Raw genomic sequence first — 15,268 nt, forward strand, 5'->3', positions numbered from 1 at the left:
CCACGCGCCATGGCAGAAAAGAAACTCCAGCCCATCATCATCAAGCGCATCAAGAAAGGCGGCCATGCAGTGCATGGCGGCGCCTGGAAGATCGCGTACGCCGACTTCGTGACGGCGATGATGGCGTTCTTTTTGCTGATGTGGCTGCTGGGCTCCACCGCCAAGGGCGAGCTGCAAGGCATTGCGGCGTACTTCTCTTCGCCGCTCAAGGTCGCCATGACGGGCGGCGACGGCTCGGGCAACAGCTCCAGCATCATCCCGGGCGGCGGCAACGACCTGGCCAAGGTGCACGGCCAGGTGCGGCGCTCGGACGTGGAAGAGGCCAAACAGCGCCGCATGAGCATCGACGCGGCCAAGGCCGAGCGCGCCAAGCAGGACCTGGCCCGCATCAAGGCGCTGGAGGCCAAGATCGACGCGCTCATCACCGAAAACCCGCGCCTGAACGAATACAAGTCGCAGATCCGCATCGACATCACCCCCGACGGGCTGCAGATCCAGATCATCGACGACCAGAACCGCCCCATGTTCGACAGCGGCAGTGCGTTGGTGAAACCCTACATGCGCGACATCCTGCGCGAAATCGGCGCTGCGCTGAACGGCGTCGAAAACCGCATCAGCCTGGCCGGCCACACCGACGCCGTGCCGTATGGCAACAGTGATCGCGGCTACAGCAACTGGGAGCTGTCGGCCGACCGGGCCAACGCGTCGCGGCGCGAATTGGTCTCGGCCGGCATGCCAGACGCTAAACTGGGGCGTGTGGTGGGCTTGGCGGCCAGCGATCTGCTGGAGCCAAAGACCCCGCGTGCCCCTGCCAACCGGCGCATCACCATCACGGTGCTGACCCGCGAAGCCGAAGAACGTCTCATGGGTAAAGGGATCCCCGAAATCACTTCCACAGAACTGTTGAATGAAAAGCGGGAAAATCCCACCCCTGGCAGATAACGGTTACGACTTGTCACCAAAGCTGCCGCCCATGACAATACTTACAGATACTTCCGACCGAAAGGGTCCCACGTGACCACAGCCCTTCGTTTTTTGATTGTTGACGACTTCTCCACCATGCGGCGCATCGTGCGCAACCTGCTCAAGGAAAGCGGCTTCGCCGACGCCGACGAGGCCGAGGACGGCGTCGCTGCCCTGAACAAGTTGCGCAACAGCAAGTTCGACTTCGTGGTCACCGACATCAACATGCCCAACATGAACGGCTTCCAGTTGCTGGCGGAGATCAAGAAGGACGACAAGCTCAAGCACTTGCCCGTCCTGATGGTGACCGCCGAAGCCCGCAAGGAAGACATCGTGGCCGCCGCCCAGGGTGGCGCAGCGGGTTACATCGTCAAGCCCTTCACCAAGGCCACCCTGGAGGAAAAGGTGACCTTGATCCTCAAGAAGATGGGGCTATGACATCATGGATGCCACACCGGACCACAGCCAACAGCCTGCCGAAGTCCACCAGAAGATCGGCCTGCTGACCCGGCAACTGCACGACTCGCTCAACGAACTGGGCTACGCCGACAAGCTGCGCGGCTCCATGGGCGAGCTGCCCGACGCGCAAAGCCGCCTCTCCTACATCGCCCGCCTGACCGGCGAAGCGGCGGAAAAGGTGCTCAACCGCGTCGAGCAGGCCAAGGCGCAGCACGACTACATCGCGGCGGAAACGCGCCGGGTGGTGACTTCATTGGTCAAGGACCCCGTGGCCGCCGTGGCCAAGGGCGAGATCATGAACTTCCTGACCGACGTGGAGCGCGTGACCAAGGAAGCGGACACGCACCTCACCGAAATCATGATGGCCCAGGACTTCCACGACCTCACCGGTCAGGTGATCGCGCGCGTGGTGAACCTGGCGGCCAACATCGAAGAGCAGCTGGTGCAGCTGCTCATCCAGACGGCGCCCCCCAACGCCCAGGTGCCGGTGGTCGAAGCCAAGCCCATGCACCTGCAAGGCCCGGTGGTCGACCCCGAGAACACCGCGGACGTGGTCACCGACCAGTCCCAGGTGGACGACCTGCTCGCCAGCCTCGGGTTCTGATCTCCCCCTGAGTCGCCTTCGGCGCCTTCCCCCTGAGGGGGACGCACCCAGTGGCCTGGCAAAGCCAGTTCCACGGGTGCGCTGGCTTCGGGCGCGCCGGTTTCGGAGAGCGTGCGTGTAGCTGGTCGCGCTGGCGCTCAAGGAGCCCTCCAAAGGCCTCGCGGCACGGAAAAGCGGGCATCGACGCCCCCTTATCCACCTTTAGATTTCCGGGTCGCTCACGACAATGGCATGGCACCAGCCGTCATGCCATCATGGAATCCAGCCAAGAAAAAAACCTACCCGCGTCAGAGCGCAAATTGCAAAAAGCGCGCGAAGACGGCCAGGGTGCGCGCTCTCGCGACCTGTCGCACCTGGCGATCCTGGGCGCGGGTGCGGCCTGCATGCTGATGATGGCCCCGGCACTGATGGACCACATGCAGCTGGCCATGAGCCGCCAGCTGGCGTTCGACTCCGCCATCGTGATGGCGCCCGGCACCATGCTCAAGCGCCTGTCGGACATGGTGATGATCGGCCTCATCGCCAGCGCCGTGTTCGCCATCCTCACCAGCAGCGCGGCCCTGATCAGCGCCATCGGCGCAGGCGGCTGGATCATGAGCAGCAAGCCCATCACGCCCCAGTTCAACCGCCTGAACCCGATCTCGGGCCTGGCCAACCTCTTTTCCAAGCAGCAGATGGCCAACGTGGCCAAGATGGTGCTGATGACCGTGATCCTGAGCTACGTGGCCTGGAAGTTCATGGGCAACAGCATCGAGACCGTGGCCATGCTGGTGCTGCAGCCCTCGCCCATCGCCATCCGCCAGCTGGCGGACTGGCTGACCTCGGGCATGAGCCTGCTGCTGCTGGTGGTGTTCCTCGCAGCCCTGATCGACGTGCCGCTGCAGGCGTATTTCTTCAAGTCGCGCCTGAAGATGTCGCACGAGGAAATCAAGCAGGAGCACAAGGAGTCGGACGGCAACCCCCACATCAAGGGCCACATCCGCCAAAAGCAGCGCGAGATCGCCGAGCGCGCCAGCGTCGGCGCCGTGCCCAAGGCCGACTTCGTGGTCATGAACCCCACCCACTATGCCGTGGCGCTCAAGTACGACGAAAAGACCATGAGCGCCCCCCAGGTGATCGCCCGCGGTACCGACCTGATCGCCCTGCGGATCCGCGACGTGGCCAAGGAGCACGAAGTGCCCGTACTGCAGTCCCCCATGCTGGCACGTGCGCTGTATGCCCACGCCGAGCTCGACCAAGCCATCCCCGCCACGCTGTACACCGCCGTGGCGCAGGTGCTGGCCTACGTGTACCGCCTGAAGGCCGCGCTGCGCGGCGAAGGCCGCATGCCCGACAGCCTGGAGGAGCCCTTCGTTCCGCCAGAGCTTGATCCGCTGAACCGCACCACCGTGCAAGGCGCCGCCGTATGAATACCTCTGTAAAGTCTGTCCGACTCTGGGCGGGCAACCACTCGAGCGCCCTTCAAGGCATGTCGGCGCCGCTGCTGGTGGTCGCCATCCTGGCGCTGATGGTGCTCCCGATCCCGCCGTGGCTGCTGGACGCGTTCTTCACGCTGAACATCGCTGTCGCCCTGATGGTGATGATGGTGGCGGCATACATGCTGCGCCCGCTGGACTTCGCGGCATTCCCCGCAGTGTTGCTGCTGACGACGCTGATGCGCCTGTCGCTCAACGTGGCCTCCACCCGGGTCGTGCTCCTGGAAGGCCACACCGGCCCCGGGGCGGCCGGTGCGGTGATCGAGGCCTTCGGCCACTTTCTGATCGGCGGCAATTTTGCCGTGGGCCTGATCGTGTTCGCCATCCTGGTGGTGATCAACTTCGTGGTGATCACCAAGGGCGCGGAGCGCATCGCCGAAGTGTCCGCGCGCTTTGCCCTCGACGCCATGCCGGGCAAGCAGATGGCGGTGGACGCCGACCTGAACGCCGGGATGATCGACGAAAAGGAAGCCAAGCGCCGGCGCGCCGAAGTCGCTGAAGAAGCGAACTTCTTCGGATCCATGGACGGTGCTTCCAAGTTCGTGCGCGGGGACGCCGTCGCCGGCATCCTGATCCTGGTGATCAACATCGTCGGCGGCTTTGCCATCGGCATGCTCCAGCACAACCTGTCGGCCGGGCAGGCCGCCGACAGCTACATCTTGCTGGCGGTGGGCGATGCGCTGGTCGCGCAGATCCCCGGGCTGCTGATCTCGGTGGCCGCCGCGATGGTGATCTCACGCGTGGGCAAGGACCAGGACATGGGCCGCCAGATCGTGGCGCAGCTGTTCATGTCGCCCCGCGTGGTGGGTGTGACGGCCGCCATCTTGCTGCTGCTGGGCATGATCCCCGGCATGCCGCACCTGGTGTTTTTGACCATGGGCGGCATGATGGCCTATGGCGCCTGGCTGCTCTACGAGCGCCAGAAGGCACCGCCCGAGGTCGAGGCCCCGCCCGCCCCTGTAGCCGACGGCGAAGCCACCTGGGACGACCTGCAGCCCGTGGACCTGCTGGGCCTGGAGCTGGGCTATCGCCTGATCAGCCTGGTGGACAAGAGCCGCCAGGGCGACCTGCTCACCCGCATCAAAGGCGTGCGCCGCAAGTTCGCGCAGGAGGTGGGCTTCCTGCCCCCGGCCGTGCACGTGCGCGACAACCTGGAGCTCAAGCCCAGCGGCTACCGCATCACCCTGCGTGGCGTGGTGGTGGGCGAAGGCGAGGCCTTCCCCGGCATGTTCCTGGCCATCAACCCCGGCGGCATCACCACGCCGCTGATCGGCACGCCCACGACCGACCCCGCGTTCGGCCTGCCCGCGCACTGGATCGATGACCGCCAGAAGGAAGCCGCACAAATGGCAGGTTTTACGGTCGTTGATTCCGAAACCGTGATGGCCACCCATTTGTCACACTTGATGCAAGTGCAAGCCGCCAAGCTCCTCAGTCGCACGGAAACGCAGCAACTGGTGGAACACGTGGCCAAGCTGGCCCCCAAGCTCATCGAAGAAGTGGTCCCCAAAATGGTCTCCATCGCAACGTTCCAGAAAGTCCTCCAGCTGCTGCTGGAGGAATCTGTGCACATCCGCGATATCCGCACCATCATCGAGACGCTGGCCGAGTTCGCTGGCGGCATCAGCGACCCGGTCGAGCTGGCCCGCCGCGTGCGCATTGCGCTGTCGCCCGCCATCGTCCAGCAGATCTACGGCCCGACGCGCGAACTCAACGTCATCGCCATCGAGCCGGGCCTGGAGCGCCTGCTGGTGCAGGCCCTGGGCAATGCCGCCGGCCCGGCCCTGGACCCCGGCGTCGCCGACATCCTGACCCAGAAGGCCGCCGAAGTGGCCCTCAAGCAGGAAGAAATGGGCCTGCCAGCCTGCCTGCTGGTGCCCGACCAGATCCGCAATGCCATCTCCCGCCTGGTGCGCCGCGTCGCGCCCCGCCTGCAGGTGCTGGCGCACAGTGAAATCCCCGAGACCCACACCATCCGCATTGGGCCGATCCTTAGAGGTGCATCAGCATGAACATCAAACGCTTTACCGCCCCCACGTCCCGGGAAGCTCTGGCCAAAGCGCGCATGGCCTTCGGTGACGGCACCCTGATCCTGTCCAACCGCCCCACGGCCAACGGCGTCGAGGTGGTGGCCACGGCCGAGGACACGCTCTCGGCCCTGGACGGCAGCGGCGCGGGCGGCGGCTCTTCGCCGGCCTCCAACCAGCCCCTGCTGGCCCCAACGCCGGCCCGCAGCGCACCACAGCGCGCCAGCCAAGCCCAGAGCCAAAACCACAACCAGGCCGCCATGGCAGCCCTGTCGGCCATGAACCGCAACCCCGTGGAAGAAGACACCGAGCAGCTCGCGATGAGCACGCTGTCCTTCCAGGACTATGTGCGCGAACGCATGCTGCGCCGTCGCCACGAAGCCCTGAACGGCCCGTCGGACCCGCCCACCCTGTCCGAGCGCAGCCGCGACGAAGCGCCCGAGCGCGAGCGCATCAGCAGCGCACCAGCCGTGGCGCGCCACAACCCGCTGCGCACCATCCCTATGGACCTGCCGCCCGAGCAGCCCCGCCGCCGGCCAGAGCCCGCGGTGAGCCACGCCGTGCAGTCCGCCGCCAACCAGCAAAGTGTGATGACCGAGCTGCACGCGATGAAGGAATTGATCGAAGACCGCTTCAACACCCTGGCATGGCTGGGGCAGGCGCGCCAGAACCCCATCCAGTCCAACCTGATGCTCAAGATGATCCGCGCGGGCTACTCGCCCTCGCTGGCCCGCGCCGTGCTGGAGCGCATGCCCGAAGAGCTGTCGGCCGCCGAATCGGTGCGCTGGCTGATGGAAGTGCTGGAGCGCAACCTCAAGACCGACCTAGCCGAGACCCCGCTGTACGAGCAGGGCGGCATCTTCGCGCTGGTGGGCTCTACCGGCGTGGGCAAGACCACCACCACCGCCAAGCTGGCCGCCATGTGCGCCCGCATCCACGGACCCGGCAGCGTGGGCCTGATCACCCTGGACACCTACCGCGTGGGCGCCCACGAACAGCTGCGCACCTACGGCCGCATGCTGGGCATCGTGGCCCACCTGGCCCACGACCGCGCGGCGCTGCAGGACCTGCTGGGGCTGCTGTCGGGCAAGAAGATGGTGCTCATCGACACCACCGGCGTGGCCCCGCGCGACCCGCGCAAGCGCGACATGCTCGACGTGCTGGACCTGCCGCACGTCAACCGCCTGCTGGTACTCAACGCCGGCTGCCATGGCGACACGCTGGACGACGTGCTCACCGCCTTCAAGACCGACGGCTCGCAGCAGGCCATCCTGTCCAAGGTGGACGAAGCCGTCAAACTCGGCCCCGCGATCGACGCCCTCATCCGCCACCAGATGGTGCTGCGCGGCGTGACCAACGGCCAGCGCGTGCCCGAGGACTGGGAGCGCGCCGATGCGCACAAGCTCATCAACACCTCGATGCGCGCACCGGTGAAGTCGGCGTTCGACCCCAAGGCCAGCGACCTGAACTTCTTCTTCTCGCACTCGCCAGACGGCATCAACGAGCGAGGGATGGTCGATGCTTGATATCGGATTTCACCAAGGCGCCAGCCTGCACAGCTTCACGCCGCAGTCCGAACTGCGCGTGGTGGCGGTCGCCAGCCAGGACAACGCCGGCACGGGCCTCGAAGCGCTGTGGCAGGTCTGCGCCATCCTGCAGCGCCTGGGACACCCGGTCGTGGTGCTGGACGGCACGGCGCAGGAGACCGACGACAGCCCCGGTTTGCTGCACCTGCTGCAGCAGGCGCCGTGGAACGACGGCGCGCACCTGAACATGGGCGCTGCGGCCTCGTCGCTGGCTGTGATCCCCGCCGCGCGGGGACTGCAGCTCACCACCCGCCGCGCGCTGGCGCAGGACACACCGCCGCTGCAGGGCCTGCTGCCTTACTTCAGGACCTACGGCCTGATGGTGCTGCACGCGCCTGCGTCCACGCTGGGGCCGTTGCTCACGCACACGGCGACCATTCCGCTCGTCGTGATGGGCAACGATGCCGCAGGCGTGCTCAAGAGTTACAAGAGCTTGAAGCAGATTGCGCTGCACACCGGCCTGCCCTGCATGGTGGCCGGCCTGCTGCACGGCAACACCGCTGCCGAGCGCCGAAAGACCCAGGGCGCCCTGCAAACCCTGCAGGAGTGCGCCGAACAGCACCTGGTCGGCCCCGTGCGCACGACGACCATCGCCACGCAAAACCCGCAGGACCTGCAGCGCCTGGCCTTGCAACTGCTGGAAAATGCGGGCACTATCAGTGAATCGATGACGGCTCTCCCCACCCACAATCTGACAGGTGCGCCTGTCCATTTTGCCCGGAGCCACTGATCTGATGTACACCGCCAAAGGCCAGCTCGATCGTGACGCGATGATCCGCCAGCATGTTCCGCTGGTTCGCAGGATCGCGCACCACATGATCGCCAAGCTGCCCCCCAATGTGGAGCTGGACGACTTGATCCAGGTCGGCATGATGGGCCTGGCGGAGGCGCTGTCGCGCTACGAGGTGGCGCAGGGCGTGCAGTTCGAGACCTTTGCCACCCAGCGCATCCGTGGCGCCATGCTCGACGAGCTGCGCGAGGGCGACTGGATGAGCCGCAGCTCGCGCAAGAGCCAGAAAGACATCGAGCACGCCGTGCACCGCCTGGAGCAAAAGCTCGGCCGCAGCCCGCTCGAATCCGAGATCGCCGACGAAATGGGCATGGAGCTGTCCGACTATCAGAGCTTGCTGGGTAAGGTGCGCGGCACCCAGCTGGTGTATCTGGAGGACATGACCCACAACGAGGACGACGACGGTTTCCTCGACCGCCACGTCGCGGACGGTGACGCCGACCCGATGGAGATGCTGCGCGACCAGCGGCTCAAGGTGTCCCTGGTCAACGCCATCAAGAGCCTGCCCGAGCGCGAGCAGCACATCATGGGCATGTACTACGAGCACGACATGAATCTCAAGGAGATCGCGGCCGTGCTGGGCGTCACGGAATCCCGGGTGTGCCAGCTGCACAGCCAGTCCATCGCCCGCTTGCGGGCAAAAATGCGGGCGCACTAGCGCTCCCCCTGAGCGGCTGCGCCGCTTCCCCCTGAGGGGGACGCCACCCCTGGACTGGCGGAGCCAGATCCACGGTGGCACTGGTATGGGGCTGCGACCGTTTCGACGGGCATTGCTCAAGGCGAACTCCCGACGTACTGACCCGCTTTCGCCATCGCTTCTGCTATCGATAGGATAGCTGCTTGCGCTTGGCTGACGGCAGATCGAGCCGGTTTATCCATTCCAACCCAGGCGAGGCAAGCGTCAGCAGCTATCTTTTTTGAGTTGCGACTCAACCCGCCGACTTGTAGATGCGGGCCACGCCGGGCTTGCCGGGCTGGGTGCCGCGGCCATCGCCGTAGGTGGCGGGGGTGCCGGACTGAGGGATGAGGCTGGCGACCTGACGGTCGGCGTTGGCGGACAAGCGGGCCAGGCCTTCGCGGTGGTTGGCCAGCGCGTCGCGGATGGCATCCACCCGCTGTTGCAGCTGTGCGGGCACGGGGAGCCCGCGGTGCGCCGTCTGCTCCAGCGCATAGGTGAACTGCGCCGCAGCATCGCGCAGGGCGATGCTGTTCTTTTCCAGGATTTGGGGATCGGCCGCAAGCAGCGCGGCGGAGACTTTTTCGATCAGCTGTTCAACAGCCGAGAGGGATTCTTCCAGCGACATGGCGCATTGTGCGATGAACCGTGCTGGTCTGCCAAGGAAAGTTCAGGACTCGAGAAACGCGCGGTCTGTCCGATAACAAGTCAGATCAGCCGCGTGAGCGGGACAGGATTTCCTGGGCGTTGGTGAGCATCTTGTCGGCAATGGCTTCGGCGTTCACCGAGAAGGTGCCTTTGTCGATCGCCGCGCGCACGGCTTTGACCTTGCCGGCGTCGAAGTCGCCCGTGGTGCGGGCCGTCTGGTCCAGGGCGCGGGCCGCGGTCGACACCGTGACAGGCACACCGGCGGCTGACGCCTTCAGCGCGTCTTTCGTGGCTCCTTCAGCAGCCGTGGCAGGACTCTTGGCTTGCTTGGCAAGCGCTGCCTGCGGCAACCCGCCCGGGAGTTCCGGTTTTTGACCAATCTTCATCGCTCTCTCCACCACCCCGTTCGATGTGGGGCACAGTAGCAATGTTTTCGACCCATTTAACGGGGACTTTAGCGATTTATCGCAGTCCGGTCATCAAAGAGTGACGTCGATTGTCCCGTTTTCGCTCACAGTGCCACTAACGATGCGGCCATTGTCCATTCGGATACGGACAATCTGGCCTGCAGCACCTGCAGACATCGCCTGCCCAGCGGAGGTGACCGCGTAGCCCGGCCCCTGCGCCACCACCTTGACCTGGGCCCCGGCACGGAAGAGGTTGGGCGCGCGCACCATGCTCTGGCGCAGCGCCTGTCCGGGCACCAGTTGGCGCGCCGCAATCTGTCCTACCCACATTTCCGGGTTGGCCATGACGGCTGCAGATTCTGCTGCCCAGTCGACCTCCGACTCGGTGGCGTCGGCGGCGGTCAGGACGGCCCCCGGTGCGACGGCGCTGGTCAGCACCCAGGCAGGGCCGAACGCCTTGACCGTGACCGGAAGGTACACGTTCCAGGCGGTCTGCCCCTCTACGCAGCGCAGCCCCAGGCGGGTGCGGCCCCACAGCCGCGAACCCACCGGCAAGTAAGGCTCGACCCGCGCACAGGGCGCCAGCCGCAGGCGCGAATCCAGAGAGCCCACGCTCACTTCCATGCGCAGCGGCAAGCCCGAAGACTGGTTGCGCGTGAGGGCATCGTCCAGCCAGCGCTGGGTCAGCGGCCCCAGGTCCGCCGCAGGGTCCGCAGCGGCCTGGGCGCGCGCGGAGCCCATGGTGCACAGCGCCGCGGCCAGCAGCAGCGCAGCCGTCAGGGCATGGCGGGCTGCGGCACGGGGAGCGGAGAAGGAACGGGGGAACGAGATCGATGGCATGGGGCCTCCTGGGGCATCGCGGGGCGGGTTCGCAAGTCGTCGCACGTCGTCGAGTCGTCGCGGGTCTTCCCGCGCAGGGCGGCAAAGACTATTTCACGACTGGAACTATAGGCAGGCCCGGCCCGGGCAAAACCCGAAACTGCGCGCCCATTTCCGCGTTCTTCGCGCTTTAGAAAAAAGCCACGCTCTCCACAATCGAGCCACGCCGGAAAACCCCCTGGACCGGCGTCTTTGCACTCCAGGGCACGAGGCAAACATGCTCGACAAGATGACCAACCGGCTGGACTTCCACGGCAACGCACTGATCCTGCGTTCCGAGCGCCAGCGTGCCATCGCCAGCAACATTGCGAACTCGGACACCCCCGGCTACGTGGCGCGCGACTTCAAGTTCAGCGAAGCGCTGAAAGAGGCCACGGGCGAGAGCAGCACGGGTACCGGCTCGGGCTTCACCACCAAGCTGACCGCGGGTTCCGTGGGCACGGCCGGCACCACCGACGCGCGCCACATGCCCCTGCCCACCAGCCGCATGAGCGGCGAGCTGGGCGCCAAGGGCTCGCTGGGCTATTCGGTGCAGACCCAGCCCGCCCTGGACAACAACACGGTCGACCTGGACCGCGAACGCGCCAATTTCGTCGACAACGCCGTGCGCTACGAAGCCACGCTGCGGTTCATCAACGGCAACGCCAAAACCATGCTCAGCGCCATCCAGGGCCAGTAAGCAGACGCCCCCGCACCGAGCGCAGAAAGCGAGTCACCCCATGTCCATGTTCTCCATCTTCAATGTGTCGGGCAGCGCCATCAGTGCGCAGTCGCAGCGGCTCAACGTGGTGGCCAGCAACCTGGCCAACGTCGATGCCGTGGCCGGCCCCGATGGCAAGGCCTACAAGGCACGCCAGGTGATGTTCCAGACCGAGCCCATGGGCGCGGAAAGCTCTGCCGGCGTGCGCGTGACGGGCATCAACGAAAGCAACACGCCCGGCCGGAAGGTGCACGACCCCAGCCACCCGTCCGCCGACGAGCGGGGCTACGTCACGCATTCCAACGTCAACGCGGTGGAGGAGATGGTCAACATGATCTCCGCCTCGCGCTCCTACCAAAACAACGTCGAGGTCATGAACACGGCCAAGTCGCTGCTCCTCAAGACCCTGCAGATGGGCCAGTAACTCAAGGACCTCACCATGATCCTCAACTCCACCACCAGCGCGCCCACCGTCACCGACGCCACCGGCGGCACCAAGGCCAACGCTGCCACGGACCCCGCGGCTGCGCAGGACCGGTTCTTGAAGCTGCTCGTCGCGCAGCTGAACAACCAGGACCCGATGAACCCGCTGGACAACGCCCAGATGACCTCGCAGATCGCGCAGATCAACACGGTCACCGGCATCCAGCAGCTCAACCAGACCATGCAGAGCATGTCCGAGCAGTTCAACTCGCTGCAGGTCATGCAGGGCACCACGCTGATCGGGCGCAACGTGCTGACCGAAGGCGCCTCCATCGCGGTGGCCGACAAGGTCGGCAAGGGCGGTTTCGAGCTGCCGTCGGCGGCCACGAACGTGAAGATCGAGGTCACCACCGCCGGTGGCCAGGTGGTGGACACGATCGACCTGGGCGCCAAGGGCGCAGGCCGCCACACCTTCGAGTGGGATGCCAGCAAATACACCGGCGCCACCGATGCGCTGCAGTTCCGCGTCAGCGCCGTCAACGGCTCGGCCAAGCTGTCGAGCACGCCGCTGGCCCTGTCCAAGGTCACCGCCGCGGGCGCCGAGGACGGCCAGCTCCAGCTGACCCTGTCCAACGGCAAGACCATCAGCTACAGCCAGATCAAGGCCCTGGTGTAACGCCGGCCCGCCCCCCTTTTCTTCGCGTCCATAGGAGAACACCATGAGTTTTCAGCAAGGCCTGTCGGGCTTGAATGCCGCCAGCAAAAATCTCGATGTCATCGGGCACAACATCGCCAACTCCAACACCGTGGGCTTTAAGGCCTCGCGGGCCGAGTTCGCTGAGATGGTGGCCTCGGCCATCGGCTCGGCCGGCGGCACCAACGCCGGCATCGGCGTGGAAGTCGCTGCGGTGTCGCAGCAGTTCACGCAGGGCAACCTCACCATCACCGGCAACAGCCTCGATGTGGCCATCAACGGCAACGGCTTCTTCTCGCTGACCATGCCCGATGGCACGCCTGCCTACACCCGCTCCGGCAACTTCAAGCTGGACAAGGAAGGCAACATGATCACCAACGACAACGCCAAGGTGATGGGCTTTCCGGTGGACCCGGCCACGGGCCTGCGGTCGGGCACCGACCCGATCCCGATGGTGTTCCCCACGACCGAACCGATCCCTGCCAAGCAGACCACCAAGATCACGGCAGCGTTCAACCTGGACGCACGCGCCACCGACGCAGCAGGCAACCCCACGGCCACGCCGCCCGTGCCCGCCACGCCGCGCGCCACCTACGGCACCTCGATCAACGTGTACGACAGTCAGGGCGTTGCCAAGCCGGTCAACCTGTACTTCCAGAAGACCGCCACCGCCAACACCTGGGACGTGTACGACGCGCTGGACGACCCCACCGCCACGCCGCCCGTGGTGGCCACGGCCATCGGCCAGATCACCTTCGACAACAACGGCGCCATCGTCGGCCCGGCCGCCACGCCGCCTGCCACCGGCTTTTCGCTGCCGCTGACCGTCAACCCGACGCCCCCGAACCCCAACAACCTGACGCCCTACACGGTGGATGTGGCGCTGGACAAGGTAACGCAGTTCGGCCAGAAGTTCTCGGTGTCCACCCTGAGCCAGGACGGCTACACCTCCGGCGAGCTGACCGGCATCAACATCGAGAACAACGGGATGATCATGACCCGTTACTCGAACGGCGTGACCCGTGCCGAAGGCCAGGTCGCCCTGTCGAGCTTTCGCAACACGCAGGGCCTGGCCTCGGTGGGCGGCAACAACTGGGTGGCCACGTTCGAATCCGGCCAGCCGGTGGTGGGCACCGCCACCGATGGCAACTTCGGCTCTCTGCGCTCGGGCGCGCTGGAAGACTCCAACGTCGACCTGACCGCCGAACTCGTGAACATGATGACCGCGCAGCGCGCCTACCAGGCCAACGCGCAGACGATCAAGACGCAAGACCAGGTGATGTCCACCCTGGTGAATTTGCGCTGATCGACCTGATCGACCTGATCACACGCCACTGACCCTGCACTGGACTCCCGAAAGCACTTATGGACCGCATCATCTACACCTCGATGACAGGCGCCAACGCGGCCGCCCACCGGCAGGCCGTGCTGTCCAACAACCTGGCCAACGCGTCCACCCAGGGCTTTCGCGCGGAGATGTCGACCTTCCGCTCGGTGCCCATGCAGGGCGACGGCTCCAAGACCCGCGTCTTCGCGCTCGAAGCCACCTCGGGCTACGTGAACACGCCCGGCCCGGTGCAACGCACCGGTCGCAATCTCGACGCCATGGCCGCCGGCAATGCATGGTTTGCCGTGCAGGGCCTGGACGGCACGGAGGCCTATACCCGTGCGGGCACCTTTGAAGTGTCGGCCGCCGGCCAGCTGATGACCCCTACGGGCCTGCCCGTGCTGTCCGACGGCGGCGCACCCATCGACGTGCCGCCGGGTGCCGAGGTTTCGCTGGGCGGCGACGGCACCATCACCGCCAAGATCCCGGGCCAGGCCGCGCAGAACATCGGCCGCCTCAAGCTCGCCACGCCCGCACAGGAAGACCCGCTCAAGCGCAGCGACGATGGCCTGTTTCGCACCACGTCGGGCGACCCCATGCCCAACGATGCCAACGCCCGCATGCTGTCCGGCGCAGTGGAAGGCTCCAACGTGAACCCGGTGGAAAGCATGGTCGGAATGATTGCCGCATCGCGCCAGTTCGAGCAGCAGATGCGCCTGCTGCAGACCGCCGAGACCAATGACAAGACCGCCAGCCAGTTGCTGAGCATGAACGGCTGAAGCGGATCGCACGCTGACACGCCATAAGGAAGCACCATGATCAACTCCCTCTGGATCGCCAAGACCGGCATGTCTGCCCAGCAGACCCAGCTCGACGTCGTCTCGCACAACCTGGCCAACGTCTCCACCACCGGCTACAAGCGCAACAACGCGGTGTTCGAAGATCTGATCTATCAGAACCTGCGCCAGGTGGGCGCTGCCACCACCGAGCAGAACCAGCTGCCCACCGGCCTGCACCTGGGCCTGGGTGTGCGCACCGTGGCCACCAGCCGCAACTTCGTGCAGGGCAGCCTGCAGGAGTCGAAGAACAACCTGGATGTGGCCATCAACGGCAACGGCTTCTTTGAAGTGACCATGCCCGACGGCACGCTGGGCTACACCCGCGACGGCTCGTTCCAGGTCGATGCGCAAGGCCGCATGGTCACCTCCAGCGGCCTGCCCGTGGCCAACGGAATCACCGTGCCCGCCAACGCCACCAGCGTGACCATCAGCGCCGACGGCGTGGTGTCTGCCACAGTGCAGGGCAACACCCAGCCCCAGCCCCTGGGCAACCTGGCGATGGCCGCGTTCATCAACCCGGCGGGCCTGGAGCCCATCGGCCAGAACCTGTTCAAGGAATCCGCCGCGTCCGGCCAGCCCCAGCAGGGCACGCCCGGCACCAACGGCCTGGGCATCCTGAAGCAGGGTTTTCTGGAAGCTTCCAACGTGAACGTGGTGGAAGAGCTGGTCACCATGATCCAGACCCAGCGCGCCTACGAAATGAATTCCAAGGCCATCCAGACCTCCGACCAGATGCTGGCCAAGCTCGCACAGCTGTGACGATGACGATGA

The 15,268-nt window shown here is 65.8% G+C and carries 17 protein-coding genes; 14 read left to right on the forward strand and 3 right to left on the reverse strand.

Translation table 11 applies throughout. The annotated features are described in order from the left end of the window. Positions 1 to 9: 9 nt before the first annotated feature. The 8 genes from motB (at position 10) to ACSQ3N_RS23205 (ending at position 8,562) form a co-directional block, all read left to right on the forward strand. On the forward strand, positions 10 to 942 hold the full coding sequence (gene motB, locus ACSQ3N_RS23170) for a flagellar motor protein MotB (protein WP_056172895.1): 933 nt from the start codon (positions 10 to 12) through the stop codon (positions 940 to 942). A 72-nt stretch (positions 943 to 1,014) separates the two neighbouring features. Then, entirely contained in the window at positions 1,015 to 1,401 is a 387-nt protein-coding gene (gene cheY / locus ACSQ3N_RS23175) for a chemotaxis response regulator CheY (RefSeq protein WP_010466076.1), read from the forward strand. Between the two features lie 4 nt (positions 1,402 to 1,405). After that, on the forward strand, positions 1,406 to 2,026 hold the full coding sequence (locus tag ACSQ3N_RS23180; RefSeq protein ID WP_056172893.1) for a protein phosphatase CheZ: 621 nt from the start codon (positions 1,406 to 1,408) through the stop codon (positions 2,024 to 2,026). Between the two features lie 254 nt (positions 2,027 to 2,280). Then, positions 2,281 to 3,435, forward strand: coding sequence for an EscU/YscU/HrcU family type III secretion system export apparatus switch protein (locus tag ACSQ3N_RS23185; RefSeq protein WP_056172890.1), 1,155 nt, complete (start codon positions 2,281 to 2,283; stop codon positions 3,433 to 3,435). Next, positions 3,432 to 5,513 carry a flagellar biosynthesis protein FlhA gene (flhA, locus tag ACSQ3N_RS23190; RefSeq protein WP_056172887.1) on the forward strand — a complete coding sequence of 694 codons (2,082 nt, stop codon included), beginning with the start codon at positions 3,432 to 3,434 and terminating at the stop codon, positions 5,511 to 5,513. The genes ACSQ3N_RS23185 and flhA overlap by 4 nt, the downstream gene beginning before the upstream one ends. Next, on the forward strand, positions 5,510 to 7,054 hold the full coding sequence (gene flhF, locus ACSQ3N_RS23195) for a flagellar biosynthesis protein FlhF (protein WP_436147569.1): 1,545 nt from the start codon (positions 5,510 to 5,512) through the stop codon (positions 7,052 to 7,054). Before flhA ends, flhF begins: the two co-directional genes overlap by 4 nt. Continuing rightward, positions 7,047 to 7,844 carry a hypothetical protein gene (locus tag ACSQ3N_RS23200; RefSeq protein ID WP_056172883.1) on the forward strand — a complete coding sequence of 266 codons (798 nt, stop codon included), beginning with the start codon at positions 7,047 to 7,049 and terminating at the stop codon, positions 7,842 to 7,844. The genes flhF and ACSQ3N_RS23200 overlap by 8 nt, the downstream gene beginning before the upstream one ends. Before the next feature lie 4 nt (positions 7,845 to 7,848). After that, complete coding sequence (locus ACSQ3N_RS23205) at positions 7,849 to 8,562, forward strand: RNA polymerase sigma factor FliA (RefSeq protein ID WP_056172879.1); 714 nt, start codon at positions 7,849 to 7,851, stop codon at positions 8,560 to 8,562. A 271-nt stretch (positions 8,563 to 8,833) separates the two neighbouring features. On the opposite strand, the gene ACSQ3N_RS23210 is transcribed toward ACSQ3N_RS23205, so the two are convergent. From ACSQ3N_RS23210 to flgA, 3 genes are all read right to left on the reverse strand, one after another. Then, the gene (locus ACSQ3N_RS23210; protein ID WP_436147570.1) at positions 8,834 to 9,208 is read right to left on the reverse strand and encodes a hypothetical protein; all 375 of its coding nucleotides are present in this window, start codon (positions 9,206 to 9,208) and stop codon (positions 8,834 to 8,836) included. An 85-nt stretch (positions 9,209 to 9,293) separates the two neighbouring features. Further along, complete coding sequence (flgM, locus tag ACSQ3N_RS23215) at positions 9,294 to 9,614, reverse strand: flagellar biosynthesis anti-sigma factor FlgM (RefSeq protein ID WP_056172875.1); 321 nt, start codon at positions 9,612 to 9,614, stop codon at positions 9,294 to 9,296. Positions 9,615 to 9,707: 93 nt separating this feature from the next. Then, complete coding sequence (gene flgA, locus ACSQ3N_RS23220) at positions 9,708 to 10,475, reverse strand: flagellar basal body P-ring formation chaperone FlgA (RefSeq protein ID WP_436147571.1); 768 nt, start codon at positions 10,473 to 10,475, stop codon at positions 9,708 to 9,710. A gap of 256 nt (positions 10,476 to 10,731) precedes the next feature. Here flgA and flgB point away from each other — a divergent pair, with 256 nt between their 5' ends. The 6 genes from flgB to flgG are packed head-to-tail and all read left to right on the forward strand — an operon-like array spanning position 10,732 to position 15,256. Beyond that, complete coding sequence (gene flgB, locus ACSQ3N_RS23225) at positions 10,732 to 11,193, forward strand: flagellar basal body rod protein FlgB (protein ID WP_056172869.1); 462 nt, start codon at positions 10,732 to 10,734, stop codon at positions 11,191 to 11,193. A 40-nt stretch (positions 11,194 to 11,233) separates the two neighbouring features. Further along, positions 11,234 to 11,638 (forward strand): flagellar basal body rod protein FlgC, encoded by a 405-nt coding sequence (flgC, locus tag ACSQ3N_RS23230; RefSeq protein ID WP_436147572.1) that lies wholly within the window; start codon positions 11,234 to 11,236, stop codon positions 11,636 to 11,638. Positions 11,639 to 11,653: 15 nt separating this feature from the next. After that, on the forward strand, positions 11,654 to 12,313 hold the full coding sequence (locus ACSQ3N_RS23235; protein ID WP_056172862.1) for a flagellar hook assembly protein FlgD: 660 nt from the start codon (positions 11,654 to 11,656) through the stop codon (positions 12,311 to 12,313). Between the two features lie 43 nt (positions 12,314 to 12,356). Next, a complete protein-coding gene (flgE, locus tag ACSQ3N_RS23240; protein ID WP_056172859.1) occupies positions 12,357 to 13,637 on the forward strand; it encodes a flagellar hook protein FlgE in 1,281 nt (426 codons plus the stop codon). A 59-nt stretch (positions 13,638 to 13,696) separates the two neighbouring features. Beyond that, positions 13,697 to 14,437, forward strand: coding sequence for a flagellar basal-body rod protein FlgF (gene flgF / locus ACSQ3N_RS23245; protein ID WP_056172854.1), 741 nt, complete (start codon positions 13,697 to 13,699; stop codon positions 14,435 to 14,437). 36 nt (positions 14,438 to 14,473) lie between these two features. Continuing rightward, entirely contained in the window at positions 14,474 to 15,256 is a 783-nt protein-coding gene (gene flgG / locus ACSQ3N_RS23250; RefSeq protein WP_056172850.1) for a flagellar basal-body rod protein FlgG, read from the forward strand. Positions 15,257 to 15,268 lie beyond the last annotated feature (12 nt).

Source organism: Acidovorax sp. LjRoot194 (assembly GCF_964253015.1).
GTDB lineage: Bacteria > Pseudomonadota > Gammaproteobacteria > Burkholderiales > Burkholderiaceae_C > Acidovorax.

Bases quoted from the DNA above. Each gene is read 5' to 3' on its own strand.
- motB (WP_056172895.1), top strand. From the start codon at position 10: ATGGCAGAAAAGAAACTCCAGCCCATCATCATCAAGCGCATCAAGAAA.
- ACSQ3N_RS23180 (WP_056172893.1), top strand. From the start codon at position 1,406: ATGGATGCCACACCGGACCACAGCCAACAGCCTGCCGAAGTCCACCAG.
- ACSQ3N_RS23185 (WP_056172890.1), top strand. From the start codon at position 2,281: ATGGAATCCAGCCAAGAAAAAAACCTACCCGCGTCAGAGCGCAAATTG.
- flhA (WP_056172887.1), top strand. From the start codon at position 3,432: ATGAATACCTCTGTAAAGTCTGTCCGACTCTGGGCGGGCAACCACTCG.
- flhF (WP_436147569.1), top strand. From the start codon at position 5,510: ATGAACATCAAACGCTTTACCGCCCCCACGTCCCGGGAAGCTCTGGCC.
- ACSQ3N_RS23200 (WP_056172883.1), top strand. From the start codon at position 7,047: ATGCTTGATATCGGATTTCACCAAGGCGCCAGCCTGCACAGCTTCACG.
- ACSQ3N_RS23205 (WP_056172879.1), top strand. From the start codon at position 7,849: ATGTACACCGCCAAAGGCCAGCTCGATCGTGACGCGATGATCCGCCAG.
- ACSQ3N_RS23210 (WP_436147570.1), bottom strand. From the start codon at position 9,208: ATGTCGCTGGAAGAATCCCTCTCGGCTGTTGAACAGCTGATCGAAAAA.
- flgM (WP_056172875.1), bottom strand. From the start codon at position 9,614: ATGAAGATTGGTCAAAAACCGGAACTCCCGGGCGGGTTGCCGCAGGCA.
- flgA (WP_436147571.1), bottom strand. From the start codon at position 10,475: ATGCCATCGATCTCGTTCCCCCGTTCCTTCTCCGCTCCCCGTGCCGCA.
- flgB (WP_056172869.1), top strand. From the start codon at position 10,732: ATGCTCGACAAGATGACCAACCGGCTGGACTTCCACGGCAACGCACTG.
- flgC (WP_436147572.1), top strand. From the start codon at position 11,234: ATGTCCATGTTCTCCATCTTCAATGTGTCGGGCAGCGCCATCAGTGCG.
- ACSQ3N_RS23235 (WP_056172862.1), top strand. From the start codon at position 11,654: ATGATCCTCAACTCCACCACCAGCGCGCCCACCGTCACCGACGCCACC.
- flgE (WP_056172859.1), top strand. From the start codon at position 12,357: ATGAGTTTTCAGCAAGGCCTGTCGGGCTTGAATGCCGCCAGCAAAAAT.
- flgF (WP_056172854.1), top strand. From the start codon at position 13,697: ATGGACCGCATCATCTACACCTCGATGACAGGCGCCAACGCGGCCGCC.
- flgG (WP_056172850.1), top strand. From the start codon at position 14,474: ATGATCAACTCCCTCTGGATCGCCAAGACCGGCATGTCTGCCCAGCAG.